Source organism: Bradyrhizobium sp. Arg816, assembly GCF_029989365.1.
Lineage (GTDB): Bacteria > Pseudomonadota > Alphaproteobacteria > Rhizobiales > Xanthobacteraceae > Bradyrhizobium.
Genome location: NZ_JAPRAQ010000008.1, coordinates 194,368 through 207,643, shown reverse-complemented (window position 1 = coordinate 207,643; position 13,276 = coordinate 194,368). Strand labels below are relative to the sequence as shown.

Genomic DNA, 13,276 nt, shown 5'->3' with positions numbered 1-13,276 from the left:
AACCGTCCGTCTCAGTCGATGATGAAGCCGAAATCGCCGCGGCTGCCTTCCATCGGATCGACGCTGCGCGCGATGCCATAGAGCCGGTTCATGCGGCCGAGCAGCGCCGTCTGCGCGTCCGAGGCCGGCGCAAAGCCGTCGTCTGGTCGCGACAATTCCTTCTGGGCGACCGCGCGCACCACATAGGGCGTCACGATCACCATCAGCTCGGTCTCGTTGTTGACGAAGTCCTGGCTGCGGAACAGCGCGCCGATGATCGGCACCTGGTCGACGCCGGGCAGGCCGTTGATGGCCTGCTTGGTCTTCTGCTGGATCAGCCCGGCCATCGCCATCGAGCCCCCGGAGGGAATCTCCAGCGTGGTCTCGGCGCGGCGGGTCTGGACCGAGGGGATGGTGATCGAGTTGCTCGAGGTCGAGGACACCGCCTGCGTCAGCGTGATCGCATTCGTGTTCGACAGCTCCGAGACCTCGGTCATCACGCGCAGGCTGATACGGCCTTCGCTGAGCACGAGCGGGGTGAAGTTCAGCGAGATGCCGAACTTCTTGTAGGTGACCTGGGTGGTACAGACGTGGGTGACCGGATCGCAGGAATAGCCTGCAGGGATCGGGAATTCGCCGCCGGCGATGAAGGTGGCGGATTCACCCGAGATCGCGGTCAGGCTCGGTTCGGCAAGCGTGCGCATGACGCCGGCGCTTTCCATCGCGCGCATCGTGGCGCTGACGGTGGCGACACCCTTGGCGAGGCCGGCCACGCCGAGCCCGTTGCTGCCGACGATCGGTCCGCCAGAGACCGAGAACGGGTTGGAATTGTTGAAGTTCACGACCGCAGTCCCGGCATTCAGGCTGGCGCTGAGGTCGACGCCGAGCTGCTTGACGATGTCGCGGCGGACTTCGCCGACCACGACCTTGAGCATCACCTGGTCACGGCCGCGCACGACGATGTTGTTGACCACCTTGTCCGCGCCGCCAACGAGTTTTGCGGCGACGTCGCCGGCCTGCTGGGCCTCGATCGGGCTCGACACCGAGCCGGTCAGCATCACGCTGTCGCCGACGCCTTCGATCTGCACGCCCGGCAGCGATTGGCGCAGCGCGGTGCGCATGCCGTTGAGATCACGCTTCACCGCGATGTCGTAGGAGGCAACCTGCTGGCCGTCGGCGGTGAAGAACACGACGTTGGTCTGGCCGACCTGGCCGCCAATGATATAGGCGCGCTGCGACGAGCGGATCACTGCATTGGCGATCTTGGGATCGGCCACCAGCACGTCCTTGACCTCGCGCGGCAGGTCGATGACGACGGACTTGCCGACGCCGAGCGACAGCGAGCGCGTGCGCGCCGGCGCGATGGTCGAAACCGGCGACACGCCGAGATCCGGCGCCTGCATCGGCGCCTGGTCGCCGACCGGCGCATCCGCCGCGGTGACGAAGTCGGGAGCTGCGATCAGCCCCAGCATCAGCACCGCCCCCGTCCAGAACGAGCGTGCGCGCTTCCCCCGAATGCGCAGGCCCGTTCGATCATCCCCGTAGTTCATGGTGTCCCCATCATCACTTCTGTGACGTCAGTTGCCGTGCCTGCACCCCGAAGCGGATCACGTTCACGCCGCCGGGCCGCTTGGCCGCCAGGTCTTCGATCGAAATCTCCGACGCGTTGGCATCGGCGATGCTTCGCAACGCGAGCGTCAGCGTGCCGCCCTGGCGCGAGGCCGACAGCGTCGCGACCTGGTCCGGCTTGAGCTCGAGCGTGACGGTCTTGCCGAGCACGGCGTTCTGGCCGTCTTTTTCTTTCGGCGCCTGGTCGATCGCGAGCACACGGATGTTGCTCAGGATGACCTCAGACAGGATCAGGTCGTTGCCGCCGGTCGCGCCGTTGGCGCCATCAGGGTTCTTCAGGCGCCGTGTCAGGACGATGTCGACGCGGTCGTTCGGCAGGATGAAGCCGCCGGCGCCGGTCTCGGCTGAAATCTCGGTGGAGACGGCCCGCATGCCGGAGGGCAGGATCGCGGCCATGAAGCCCGAGCCCTCGGCCCTCACCAGCTTCTGCTCGCGGATCGGCTCGCCCTGCATCAATGGCACGCGCGCGATCGAGCCTGCGATCTGGGTCTGGGCGTCGGGCCTGCTGTCGCGGCGGATGAAGGCGCTGCTCGCGGTCGCCGCCGGCCAGGACTGCCATTGCAGATCCTCGGGTTTCACGGCCTGGCCGAGCTGGATGTCGTTCTTCGCGATCAGCACCTCGACCGTCGGCAGCTTTTCGGCGACGGGAAGGGCGGGCGCGGGCTTGTTGTCAAAGCCGCTCGCCAGATACGCAGCGACACCGCCGGCGCCCAGCGCGATGACGAGAACGACAATGCGTGCGGTGTTCATACGCTTCTACTCTTACGCGGGGTACTCGAACCGCACGTGGCGGGTTCCCCTGCGTCGATGAGTAGGGAGTAAAAGTATAAGGGGTGTTGCGAGGCCGAGTGTGATGGCCCGTGACGATGCGCGTTCTGGGCAGATGGTGAACGTCGCGTTATCCGGTCGGTCAATGGCCCCGTAGATTCACGCAGGGCGGGACGTTCGTTCGAACGATGCGCGCGGCGTCATGGTGAATGGGTGGTTAGTCATGGGCGCTTCGCGCAGCGTGCGCGGTAGTCGCTCCTCATCCTGAGGGGTTTGCGCAGCAAGCGTCTCGAAGGATGAAGGCCCGGCCGGTGGCCTCGCCCCTTCGAGACGCCGCGCAAGCGCGGCTCCTCAGGGTGAGGAGCGTGGTGCCTCGTGTTTCAATTGATGTCCGTAGCCCGGATGGAGCGAAGCGCAATCCGGGGTCGTGCAGCGCGTTGTGAGATCCCGGATTTCGCTGCGCTCCATCCGGGCTACGCGTGAGCGCCCTACTTCGCCCGCTTCTGCTCGATCACGTCCCAGAGTTTCGCCGCGACATCAGGGCCGCCGAGCCGCGCGATGGCGCGGATGCCCGTCGGCGATGTCACGTTGATCTCGGTGAGGTTGCCGTTGATGACGTCGATGCCGACGAACAGCAGGCCGCGCTCGCGCAGCGCCGGGCCGACGGTGGCGCAGATCTCGCGCTCGCGTGGCGTGAGCTCGGTCTCCTGCGCGGCGCCGCCACGGACCATGTTGGAGCGGAGGTCGTCGGCGGCCGGCACGCGGTTCACCGCGCCGGCGAACTCGCCGTTGACGAGGATGATGCGCTTGTCGCCGTGCTTCACCTCGGGGATGAACTGCTGGATCACCCAGGGCTCCTTGAAGGTGACCGAGAACATGTCGAACAGCGAGCCGAAATTCATGTCCTGCGGCATCACGCGGAACACTGCCGCGCCGCCATGGCCGTGCAGCGGCTTCATCACGACGGCGCCATGCTTATCCCGGAACGCGTTGATCTCGTCGAGGTCGCGCGAGATCAGCGTCGGCGGCATCAGCTGCGGAAAGTTCATCACGAACAGTTTTTCCGGCGCGTTGCGCACCGAGGCGGGATCGTTGACCACCAGCGTCTTCGGATGGATGCGCTCCAGGAAATGCGTCGAGGTGATGTAGGCGAGATCGAACGGCGGATCCTGGCGCAGCAGCACCACGTCGAAGCCGTTGAGCGCTTCGCGCCTGGGCTCGCCCAGCGTGAAGTGATTGCCGGGCTCGTCGCGCACGGTCAGGAGCTGGATGGGCGCGACGATCTCCTCGCCGACCATCGAGAGCTTGTCAGGCGTGTAATAGGACAGGCCATGGCCGCGCTTCTGCGCCTCCAGGAGCAGTGCAAAGGTGGAATCGCCCTTGATGTTGATACGGGCGATGGGGTCCATCTGGACGGCGACGTTCAGTTTCATGGTCTGCCTTTCAGGTCGAGGCGTCGAATGCCGCCAACACATGGCGCGGAAGTGAGCGCGGCGCAATCAGCATGGCGTCGAATCGCAGTTCGAATTCGGCATGCTCGGGATGCGCCACGAGCCAGCCTTGCGCGGCGTCGATGATTGCGCTGCTGCTGGCGCGCCGTCACGGCGAAGGCGGCGTCATCCAGCGTCGCGCGGGCCTTGACCTCGACGAAGGCGATCAGGTTGCGGCGGCGCGCCACGATGTCGATCTCGCCATGGGGTGTGCGGTAGCGCTTGGCGAGGATGCGGTAGCCCTTGGCCATGAGATAGGCGGCGGCGCGGCTCTCCGCGGAGATGCCGGTGCGGAACGCGGCGACGCGCTCGGGCGAGGCGACTTTCGGTTCCGCGCCCTCAGTCTTCGCCATCGCCGTCCCTCAGGTCCTTTGCGAGCTCGAGCGCGCGGGCATAGACCTCGCGGCGCGGCCGGCCCGACAGCGCGACCGCATGCGCGACGGCATCCTTGACGCTGTGCGCGGCGAGCTGCTCGCGCAGGAGACCGTCGAGCGCATCCGGCGTCAGCAGCTCCGCGTCCGCCGCAGGCGGCGCGATCACCAGCACGAATTCGCCGCGCGTCTCCAGCGTGTCCGCCCCGCGTGCCAGCTCCTGCAGCGGCGCGCGCGAAATCTCCTCGTGCAGTTTCGTCAATTCGCGGCAGATCGCGGCTTCGCGCGTCCCCATGATCTCGGCAAGCTCGGCGAGCGTGTCCTGCACGCGGTTGCCGGAGTCGAACATCACCAGCGTCGCATCGATGCGGGCGAGTTCCGCAAGGCGCGACTTTCGCGCGGCGGATTTCGCCGGCAGGAAGCCCTCGAAGAAGAAGCGGTCGGTCGGCAATGCGGCGACCGACAGCGCGGCCAGCACCGAGGACGGGCCGGGCAGCGCATAGACCGCATGGCCGGCCGCGCAGACCTCGCGCACCAGCTTGAAACCGGGGTCGGAGATCAGCGGCGTGCCGGCATCCGATACCAGCGCGATCGAGCCGCCCTGCCCCAGCGCCTCCAGGATCCTCGGACGCGCCGCTTCCGCGTTGTGCTCGTGATATTGCTTGAGCTGCGCGGTGATCGCGTAGCGCTCGGTCAGGCGCCGCGTGATGCGGGTGTCCTCGCAGGCGATGACGTCGACGCCGGCGAGCGTCTGAAGCGCGCGCAACGTGATGTCGCCGAGATTGCCGATGGGGGTCGCGACCAGATGGAGGCCCGGCGCCGCCTTCGGCGCCGTCAGCCGATGGGCGTCGATGGAGAAGCCGCGCGAGGCGGGATCCGTCGTTTCAGGTGTGTTTATCGGGCTCGGCTTTGCGCGCATAATGAATCGAACTTAGGCATGATCCCCGGGGCTGGGAACCGGTCCTCGGAAAAAGATCGCGCCAGGTCAGGGGTGAGGAAGGACTGGAATGTGATCCATCCGGCATCACATTGCAGAGGGAATGAAGCGTCGGCGCCATATTCGCGGCGGAAACGCCGCCTTGATGCGGGTGACGGAGGGTGGACGGCTAGCCAGGGCTTGAGGTGCGGCCGCGTTAAGTGGTCATTATCCTTTTGTTTTAGTTAACTATTTGCCGACATTATGCCTGAATCCGCGGCTTGTGTCGTGGAAAGAATGTTGTGACCGGCCGGCCGACGGCCGGTCAGAAGAGAAGTTATGATGCTGGGCCCGCGCGATCCAAAATCTCCCGTTCAGGGCTCCCGATTATCAGGAGCGACCCGGCGAAGCGCGCTCGGCCTGTTGCTCGGCGCCCCTTTGCTGTCGGCCTGCGCCGGCGTGCAGCAGAGTCTTAGCCAGTTCTCCAACCCGTTCAGCAGCTCCTCCCCGGCCCCGGCGCAGCCGGCCGGACCGCCGCAACAGGCTACCACCGCCGGCAGCGGCGGGGTGAAGGTTGCCGTGATCCTGCCGCTCTCGGCCGCCGGCAATGCCGGCCTTGCCGCGCAGTCGATGCGCAACGCCGCCGAGATGGCGCTGGCCGAGTTCCAGAATCCCAACATCCAGCTCCTGATCAAGGACGACAATGGCAGCCCGCAAGGCGCGCAGGCGGGCGCGCAGCAGGCGGTCGACGAGGGCGCCGAGATCATTTTGGGCCCGCTGTTCGCGCAGTCGGTGCCGGCGGTGGCGCAGGTCGCGCGTGCGCGCGGCATCTCCGTGATCGCGTTCTCGACCGATTCCAGCATTGCCGGCCGCGGCGTCTTTCTGCTGAGCTTCCTGCCGGAGTCCGACGTCAACCGAATCGTCGAATATTCCGCCGGCATCGGAAAACGCTCGGTCGCGGTGCTCGTGCCCGACAATGCCTATGGCAATGTCGTCGAGGCCGCGGTGAAGGCGGCGGTGCCGCGGCGCGGCGGCCGCATTGTCGCCTTCGAGAAATACGGCGCCGATCGCGCCACGCCGGCACGCACCGTGGCGCAGCAGCTCGGCAGCGCGGATGCGCTGTTCATCGCTGATGACGGCGATGCCGTCGTCGCGGTGGCCGATGCGATGACGGCCGCAGGCGCGAATTTGCGCAACATCCAGCTGCTGGGCACCGGCCTGTGGGACAATCCGCGCGTCTATGCCAATGCGAACTTGCAAGGCGGTCTCTACGCCGCGCCGGACCCGGCCGGCTTCCGCGCCTTCTCCGGCCGCTACCGCACCAAATACGGCGCCGAGCCGATCCGCACCGCGACGCTCGCCTATGACGCGGTCGCCCTCGTCGCCGCGCTCGCGCGCACGCAGGGCCCGACGCGCTTCTCTGCGGATGTGCTCACCAACCCTTCCGGCTTCGCCGGCATCGACGGCCTGTTCCGCTTCCGCGCGGATGGGACCAACGAGCGCGGGCTCGCCGTGATGAAGGTGACGACGGGTGGCGGCGTGGCAGTCGCGGGCTCGCCGAAGAGCTTTGGGGCTTGATGGCTTCGTAGCCCGGATGGAGCGCAGCGCAATCCGGGTTCTATCCGAGTGGCGAAAGCGTCCCGGATTACGCTGCGCTCCATCCGGGCTACGGCAGCTCGCTTAAGCCGCCAAATCCGCGACCACCGCATCCAACACGGGGAATCCGCTGCTGGTCACGCGCAAGCGCCCCGTAGCATCCACGATAATCGCGCCCTCCTCGCGCAACAGCGCGATGCGCTTGGGATCGAGCGGGCGGCCGGACAGCGCGCTGTAGCGCTCGGGGTCGATGCCCTCGGCGAGGCGGAGCCCCATCAGCAGAAATTCGTCGGCGCGCTCTTCGCTGTTGAGGAGATCGTCGGTGACGTTGCCGTGGCCGTTGGTCTCGACCCGCATAAGCCAGGCTTCGGGGCGCTTCTCAGTGGCGGTGGCGTGCCTGATACCGTTGATGTCGAGGCGGCCATGGGCACCGGGGCCGATGCCGGCATATTCCTCGCCGCGCCAGTACACCAGATTGTGCCGGCACTCGGCGCCGCGCCGCGCGTGATTTGAAATCTCGTAGGCGGGCAGGCCGAGTTTGTCGCAGGTCTCTTGCGTGACGTCGTAGAGCGCGCGCGCAACCGCTTCGTCAGGCGTCTTCAGCTTGCCGGCCTGGTGCAGGCCGAAGAACGGCGTGCCTTCCTCGATCGTCAATTGATAGAGCGACAGATGCTCGGCCGCTTCGTCGATCGCGAGGCGCAGCTCGTCGGCCCACATCGCCGGTGTCTGGTCGGGACGGGCGTAGATCAGGTCGAACGAATAACGGTCGAACGAGCGGCGCGCGATGGCGACGGCATCGAGTGCCTCGCGGGCGCTGTGCATGCGGCCCAGCGCTTTCAGCGAGGCATCGTCGAGTGCCTGCACGCCGAGCGAGACGCGGTTGACGCCGGCGGCGCGATAGCCGGCAAAGCGCGTGGCCTCGACGCTGGTCGGGTTTGCTTCCAGCGTCACCTCGACATCGCTTGCGACAGTCCAGTGCTTGCCGATGGCATCGAGCACCGCGCCGACGGTTGCGGGCTGCATCAGCGACGGCGTGCCGCCGCCGAGGAAAATCGAGGTGACTTCACGGCCGGGTGCGCGTTCCGCGGTGGTTGCGATCTCGCGCGCAAAGGCGGAGGCAAAGCGCGCCTCGTCGATCGCAGCGTGGCGGACGTGGCTGTTGAAGTCGCAATAGGGGCACTTCGACAGGCAGAACGGCCAGTGCACATAGACGCCGAAAGCTTGCTTAGCGCGGCTCAAGGCAGATCTCCGCCAGTTTCACGAAGGCGCGGGCGCGATGCGACAGGCCGAGGCCAAGCGGCGGCAGGCCGTGCTTCTCGATGCTGGTCATCTCGCCGAACGTGCGATCGTGGCCATTGGGCAGGAACATCGGATCATAGCCGAAGCCGGCGGTGCCGCGCGGCGGCCAGACCAGGGTGCCGTCGACGCGCGCCTCGACCTCTTCGAGATGATCGTCGGGCCAGGCGACGCAGAGCGCGGATACGAAATGCGCGGTGCGCTTGTCGGGCGTGGTGGCGCCGCGCTCCTGCAACAGGCGCTCGATCTGCGCCATTGCAACGGCAAAATCCTTGGCTGGACCGGCCCAGCGCGCGCTGTAGATGCCGGGCGCGCCATCGAGCGCGTCGACCACGATGCCGGAATCGTCGGCAAAGGAGGGAAGCTTCGTCGCCTGCGCCGCCGCGATCGCCTTGATCGCGGCATTGCTGCGGAAATCATTGCCGGTCTCGTCGGGCTCGGGCAGGCCGAGCTCACCGGCCGACACCGCCTCGATGCCGTAAGGCGCGAGCAACTCCTTCATCTCGGCGAGCTTGCCGGGATTGTGGGTCGCGATGACGAGCTTTCCGGTGATTCGGCGGTGCATGGGCCTATTGACTACGCGACAGCCAGTTTCTGCAAGTCCACGAGCCGTGCGATACCCTTCTGGGCCAGCGCCATCAGCGCGAGGAACTCGTCCTGTGTGAACGGTTCGCGTTCCGCGGTGCCCTGCACCTCGATGATGCGGCCATCGCCGGTCATGACGAAATTGGCGTCGGTTTGGGCTTCGGAATCCTCGGCATAGTCGAGGTCGAGCACGGGCGTGCCGTTGTAGATGCCGCAGGAGATCGCGGCGACGTTGTCGCGCAGCACCTTGGCCTTGATCATGTTGCGCGCCTTCATCCAGTTGATGCAATCGGCGAGCGCGACCCAGGCGCCGGTGATCGAGGCCGTGCGCGTGCCGCCGTCGGCCTGGAGCACGTCGCAATCGACCGTGATCTGGCGCTCACCGAGCGCTTCGAGATCGACGATGGTGCGAAGCGAGCGGCCGATCAGGCGCTGAATCTCGACGGTGCGGCCGCTTTGCTTGCCCGCGGAAGCCTCGCGGCGGGTGCGTTCGGAGGTCGCGCGCGGCAGCATGCCGTATTCGGCGGTGACCCAGCCGCGGCCCTGGCCCTTCAGCCACGGCGGCAGGCGGTCTTCCAGCGTGGCGGTGACCAGCACATGGGTGTCGCCGAATTTCACCAGGCAGGAGCCTTCCGCATATTTGACCACGCCGCGCTCCAGCGTCACGGGGCGCAATTCGTCGGGCGCACGGCGGCTTGGCCGCATGGGAAATCCTCCAAAACTCTCGGAAAAGGGCTATTCGCGGTGCTTGTAGGTGGGGTGAGGGTGGGCGGCAAGGGGGAAGATCGGCGCTTTTTCACCCCGGGTTTTCCACCCCGCAAACGCCACGCTTGTCAGAACCCTCGGGGATGGACAAATTATAAGCGTCTGAGAGGAGTTACCGTCCGTGGCCCATCACGATCCGATCCATCTGATCGCGCCGCGCGCAGGCCTCGCCCAGCTCAACGAGCGTTCCCGCGACATCTTTCGTCAAATTGTCGAAAGCTATCTCGCGACCGGCGAGCCGGTCGGCTCGCGCAATATTTCGCGGCTGATCGCGATGCCGCTGTCGCCGGCCTCGGTCCGCAACGTCATGGCCGACCTGGAACAGCTCGGCCTGATCTATGCGCCCCACACCTCCGCCGGCCGTTTGCCGACGGAACTGGGCTTACGCTTCTTCGTCGACGCCCTGATGCAGGTCGGCGACCTCAATGACGCCGAGCGGCAGTCGATCCAGAGCCAGCTCACCTCCGTCGGTCAGGCGCAGTCGGTCGAGGCGGCGCTGGACCAGGCGCTGACGCGGCTGTCCGGTCTCACCCGCGCCGCAGCGGTCGTGCTGACCCCGAAATCCAATGCGCGGCTGAAACACATCGAATTCGTCCGTCTGGAACCCGAGAAGGCGCTGGTGATCCTGGTCGGCGAGGACGGTCAGGTCGAAAACCGCGTGCTGTCGCTGCCGCCGGGAGTTCCCTCCTCGGCGCTCACGGAAGCCGGTAATTTCCTCAATGCGCGAATCCGCGGCCGCACGCTGGCCGAGGCGCGGCTCGAGCTCGAAACCGCGCTCGGGGAAGCCCGCGCCGAGCTCGATCAGCTGACGCAAAAGGTGATTTCGGCCGGCATTGCGAGCTGGTCCGGCGGCGAGAACGAGGACCGCCAGCTGATCGTTCGCGGCCACGCCAATCTGCTCGAGGATCTGCACGCACTGGAGGATCTGGAGCGCGTTCGGCTCTTGTTCGACGATCTCGAGACCAAGCGCGGCGTGATCGACCTTCTGGGACGCGCCGAGACCGCCGAGGGCGTACGGATCTTCATCGGTTCGGAGAACAAACTGTTTTCCTTGTCGGGCTCCTCCACCATCATCTCGCCCTATCGGGATGCCGCCGGCCACATCGTCGGCGTTTTGGGCGTGATCGGGCCGACGCGGCTGAATTATGCCCGTGTGATCCCGACCGTGGACTACGCCGCGCGCATCGTCAGCCGCCTCCTGGGGGGCTGACCGGCGTTTCCTCCGATCACGGGCGCTTGATTTTCGTGAGCTTAGGCACGATATCCGGGCCAACAATCCCTTGAGACGAGTTCGAGAAGAGAGCCGATGACCGATCGAGACCGGCAGCCCGACGACACGACCCCGCCGACCGACGAGCCCGTGGTGTCAAAACCCTACATCATGCCCGACGATCCGGAGCCCGGCTCGGTCGAGCTGTTGCAGAAGGAAGCCGCCGAGGCGCGCGACCGCATGCTGCGGACGCTGGCCGAGATGGAAAATCTGCGCAAACGCACCACCAAGGAGGTCGCCGACGCCCGGCTCTACGGCATCACCGGCTTTGCCCGCGACGTGCTCGACATCGCCGACAATCTCCAGCGTGCGCTCGATGCCGTTCCGGCCGAGGCCCGTGCCGCGGCCGATCCGGGCCTGACCTCGCTGATCGAGGGCGTCGAGCTCACCGAGCGCTCGCTGCTCAACGCGCTGGAAAAGCACGGCGTGAAGAAGTTCGATCCGCAGGGCCAGAAGTTCGACCCGAACTTCCAGCAGGCGATGTACGAGGTGCCGGATGCGTCGGTGCCTGCGGGTACCGTCGTGCAGGTCATGCAGGCTGGCTACACCATCGGCGAGCGCGTGCTGCGCCCGGCGCTGGTCGGTGTCGCCAAGGGCGGCACCAAGGCTGCGCCGGCGGCGAACAGCAACGAAGTGAACTGAGCGGCGAACCAAGCCTTGGCGTCATTCCGGGTTCGATGCTTTGCATCGCCCCGGAACGACCGATTGCTATCTTACGCGCTCACCGCGATATCCGCGGACTGAATCCGCTTCACCCCGGCTTTGGCCATGTCGGCCCAGGCTTTTGCGAGCGAACCCTGCGTGTCGATGCCGCGGCAGGCGTCCTCCACCACATAGACCTCGAAGCCCGCCTTGCGCGCATCGAGCGCGGTCCAGGCGACGCAGAAGTCCGTCGCGAGGCCGGCGACAAAGACGCGCTTGATCTTGCGGCCCTTCAGGTAGCCGGCGAGGCCGGTCGAGGTCTTGCCGTCGGCTTCGAGGAAGGCCGAATAGCTGTCGACGTCCTTGTGAAACCCCTTGCGGATGATGAGCTCGGCATGCGGGATCGCGAGATCTTTCGACAGCGCCGCACCGTCGGTGCCCTGCACGCAATGATCGGGCCACAGCACCTGCTTGCCGTAGGGAAGATCGACGGTCTCGAACGGCTTCTTGCCGGAGTGCACCGATGCAAACGAGATGTGGCCTGGCGTGTGCCAGTCCTGGGTCATCACCACGTTCGCAAATGCTTTCGCCATCTTGTTAATGACGGGAACGACCTGTTCGCCTTCCTTCACGGCGAGGCTGCCGCCGGGCAGGAAGCAGTTTTGCACGTCGATCACGAGCAGCGCGGAGGCATCGTCCGGCTTGATCGATGCGGCCGCAAGGAGCGCGGTTGGAGCAAGGGCTACGAGAGCGCTTGTCCCAAGCGCCGCGAGGATTTGTCGTCGATCAAGCATCGTTCGCCTCCCTCCGGGATGATCCAACGGAAGGAGCCTAGTTCCGTTCGTATACGAACAGAAGCCCGAAAATGCAGCCGGTTCTGTCCAGCGCTTGGGCTAACCCTTGAGACTAACCCTTGGGCTGGATGCCGTCGCGCACGGCGCGGAAGCGGGTGAAGGCGGCCGACCACTGGTCGCGCGGGGCGCTTGCGATGATGCGCAGCGAGGCGCCGCCGCTCGAGAAGCGGATCCACTGCACCACGGTCACGGGCGTCTTGTCCTTGCCGCTGACGCCGTCGATCCGGGTCTCGAAACCCTGCTGGCCGTTGATGCGGATCGGCTCGGACATGGTGACCCGCGACTCGCGCACGCCGGGGATCTGGAGCGCCGCCTCCTGGGCGAAGCGGGCGCGGTCGTCGGCCTGCTGCGGGGTGGCGCCGATCAGGCCGAGGATCATGAACGGCTTCGACTCATAGCCTGTGGCCTCGTTGCCGTCGGCCAGGATGATGCTGGAGCCCGGCGCCAGCGTGCGGATGTCCTTGAAGTCGGCGAGATCGGTGATCTTGAACGGCATCAGCCCGATCTGCTCTTCGGCCGAGACCTGCTTGCGGGTGACGGCGCTCGCAAACATCTGCCGCACCGCCTCGTCGGTGTAGATCTTGGTCGCGTTCTCCGGGATCTGCACCGCGACATAGCCGGAGAAACCGGCGCCCGGCACGATCATCGAGTAGCGCTTCACCGGCGTCTCGCCGGCCTTGCCGCTTTCCGTGGTGAAATAGGCAAGACCTGCGGGGGTCTCGATCTTGTCCTGCTTGACGCCGGCGGTGCCGCCGGGATTGGAATTGAAGGCGCTCACGACCTCGCCATAGGCCGCCGGCGGCAGCTCGGTGATCAGCACCTTGACGTTGCCGTCCTCGCTCTCGAAGCCCGGAAATGTCTTGGCCGTGCTCAGGCCGACCAGCGGCACCATGCCGAGGCGCAAGCCGGGCGGGAAAACGGCATCGGCCGCGAGGGCCGGAAGCGCTGTGGCGACGAGGACGGCGAGCGCGGCGAGGGGGCGGATGAGCTTCATGGGCACTCTGATTGGTTCACATTGAGGCCGTTCGATGGTCGGCCATTGGGCCGCTTTGTCGCGCGAAGCCGCCTTGATGGCGGCTGTCCGGCCGCCCGCCTTTTAACGGGTTTGGCCCACC

At 66.4% G+C, this 13,276-nt stretch carries 12 protein-coding genes and 1 pseudogene; 3 read left to right on the top strand and 10 right to left on the bottom strand.

Annotation, left to right across the window (positions count from 1 at the left end; translation table 11 throughout):
* Nucleotides 1-11: 11 nt before the first annotated feature.
* From OWC48_RS21390 to rsmI, 5 genes and pseudogenes are all read right to left on the bottom strand, one after another.
* Nucleotides 12-1,529 carry a type II and III secretion system protein family protein gene (locus tag OWC48_RS21390; RefSeq protein WP_282521727.1) on the bottom strand — a complete coding sequence of 506 codons (1,518 nt, stop codon included), beginning with the start codon at nt 1,527-1,529 and terminating at the stop codon, nt 12-14.
* 13 nt (nt 1,530-1,542) lie between these two features.
* A complete protein-coding gene (gene cpaB / locus OWC48_RS21385; protein WP_282521726.1) occupies nt 1,543-2,358 on the bottom strand; it encodes a Flp pilus assembly protein CpaB in 816 nt (271 codons plus the stop codon).
* Between the two features lie 506 nt (nt 2,359-2,864).
* A complete protein-coding gene (gene gshB / locus OWC48_RS21380; protein ID WP_282521725.1) occupies nt 2,865-3,809 on the bottom strand; it encodes a glutathione synthase in 945 nt (314 codons plus the stop codon).
* Nucleotides 3,810-3,819: 10 nt separating this feature from the next.
* Nucleotides 3,820-4,219 (bottom strand): annotated as a pseudogene (locus tag OWC48_RS21375) (YraN family protein).
* Entirely contained in the window at nt 4,206-5,156 is a 951-nt protein-coding gene (gene rsmI / locus OWC48_RS21370) for a 16S rRNA (cytidine(1402)-2'-O)-methyltransferase (RefSeq protein ID WP_282521724.1), read from the bottom strand. The pseudogene OWC48_RS21375 and the gene rsmI overlap by 14 nt, the downstream one beginning before the upstream one ends.
* Nucleotides 5,157-5,495: 339 nt before the next feature.
* Between rsmI and OWC48_RS21365 the strand changes: the two genes are divergently transcribed.
* Nucleotides 5,496-6,731 (top strand): penicillin-binding protein activator, encoded by a 1,236-nt coding sequence (locus OWC48_RS21365; protein ID WP_282521837.1) that lies wholly within the window; start codon nt 5,496-5,498, stop codon nt 6,729-6,731.
* 102 nt (nt 6,732-6,833) lie between these two features.
* Here the strand turns inward: OWC48_RS21365 and hemW are convergent, their stop codons facing one another.
* From hemW to rph, 3 genes are read right to left on the bottom strand one after another with little or no spacing between them, the layout of a single operon-like run.
* Complete coding sequence (hemW, locus tag OWC48_RS21360; protein ID WP_282521723.1) at nt 6,834-7,988, bottom strand: radical SAM family heme chaperone HemW; 1,155 nt, start codon at nt 7,986-7,988, stop codon at nt 6,834-6,836.
* Entirely contained in the window at nt 7,975-8,610 is a 636-nt protein-coding gene (gene rdgB / locus OWC48_RS21355; protein WP_282521722.1) for an RdgB/HAM1 family non-canonical purine NTP pyrophosphatase, read from the bottom strand. The genes hemW and rdgB overlap by 14 nt, the downstream gene beginning before the upstream one ends.
* A gap of 11 nt (nt 8,611-8,621) precedes the next feature.
* Nucleotides 8,622-9,335: a ribonuclease PH gene (gene rph, locus OWC48_RS21350; protein ID WP_028148792.1), complete on the bottom strand. Its 714-nt coding sequence runs from the start codon at nt 9,333-9,335 to the stop codon at nt 8,622-8,624.
* 181 nt (nt 9,336-9,516) lie between these two features.
* Between rph and hrcA the strand changes: the two genes are divergently transcribed.
* Both hrcA and grpE read left to right on the top strand, forming a co-directional pair.
* Nucleotides 9,517-10,605 carry a heat-inducible transcriptional repressor HrcA gene (hrcA, locus tag OWC48_RS21345; RefSeq protein WP_014490831.1) on the top strand — a complete coding sequence of 363 codons (1,089 nt, stop codon included), beginning with the start codon at nt 9,517-9,519 and terminating at the stop codon, nt 10,603-10,605.
* Nucleotides 10,606-10,701: 96 nt separating this feature from the next.
* On the top strand, nt 10,702-11,307 hold the full coding sequence (grpE, locus tag OWC48_RS21340) for a nucleotide exchange factor GrpE (RefSeq protein WP_063980247.1): 606 nt from the start codon (nt 10,702-10,704) through the stop codon (nt 11,305-11,307).
* A gap of 71 nt (nt 11,308-11,378) precedes the next feature.
* Here the strand turns inward: grpE and pncA are convergent, their stop codons facing one another.
* Nucleotides 11,379-12,101 carry a bifunctional nicotinamidase/pyrazinamidase gene (gene pncA / locus OWC48_RS21335; RefSeq protein WP_028155509.1) on the bottom strand — a complete coding sequence of 241 codons (723 nt, stop codon included), beginning with the start codon at nt 12,099-12,101 and terminating at the stop codon, nt 11,379-11,381.
* A gap of 112 nt (nt 12,102-12,213) precedes the next feature.
* The gene (locus OWC48_RS21330; RefSeq protein WP_282521721.1) at nt 12,214-13,155 is read right to left on the bottom strand and encodes a hypothetical protein; all 942 of its coding nucleotides are present in this window, start codon (nt 13,153-13,155) and stop codon (nt 12,214-12,216) included.
* Nucleotides 13,156-13,276: the final 121 nt, after the last annotated feature.

What these genes read in the sequence shown, in the direction of transcription:
- pncA (WP_028155509.1), bottom strand. Translation starts at nt 12,101, where the DNA reads ATGCTTGATCGACGACAAATCCTCGCGGCGCTTGGGACAAGCGCTCTC.
- OWC48_RS21330 (WP_282521721.1), bottom strand. Translation starts at nt 13,155, where the DNA reads ATGAAGCTCATCCGCCCCCTCGCCGCGCTCGCCGTCCTCGTCGCCACA.
- rdgB (WP_282521722.1), bottom strand. Translation starts at nt 8,610, where the DNA reads ATGCACCGCCGAATCACCGGAAAGCTCGTCATCGCGACCCACAATCCC.
- OWC48_RS21390 (WP_282521727.1), bottom strand. Translation starts at nt 1,529, where the DNA reads ATGAACTACGGGGATGATCGAACGGGCCTGCGCATTCGGGGGAAGCGC.
- rsmI (WP_282521724.1), bottom strand. Translation starts at nt 5,156, where the DNA reads ATGCGCGCAAAGCCGAGCCCGATAAACACACCTGAAACGACGGATCCC.
- grpE (WP_063980247.1), top strand. Translation starts at nt 10,702, where the DNA reads ATGACCGATCGAGACCGGCAGCCCGACGACACGACCCCGCCGACCGAC.
- rph (WP_028148792.1), bottom strand. Translation starts at nt 9,335, where the DNA reads ATGCGGCCAAGCCGCCGTGCGCCCGACGAATTGCGCCCCGTGACGCTG.
- OWC48_RS21365 (WP_282521837.1), top strand. Translation starts at nt 5,496, where the DNA reads ATGCTGGGCCCGCGCGATCCAAAATCTCCCGTTCAGGGCTCCCGATTA.
- cpaB (WP_282521726.1), bottom strand. Translation starts at nt 2,358, where the DNA reads ATGAACACCGCACGCATTGTCGTTCTCGTCATCGCGCTGGGCGCCGGC.
- gshB (WP_282521725.1), bottom strand. Translation starts at nt 3,809, where the DNA reads ATGAAACTGAACGTCGCCGTCCAGATGGACCCCATCGCCCGTATCAAC.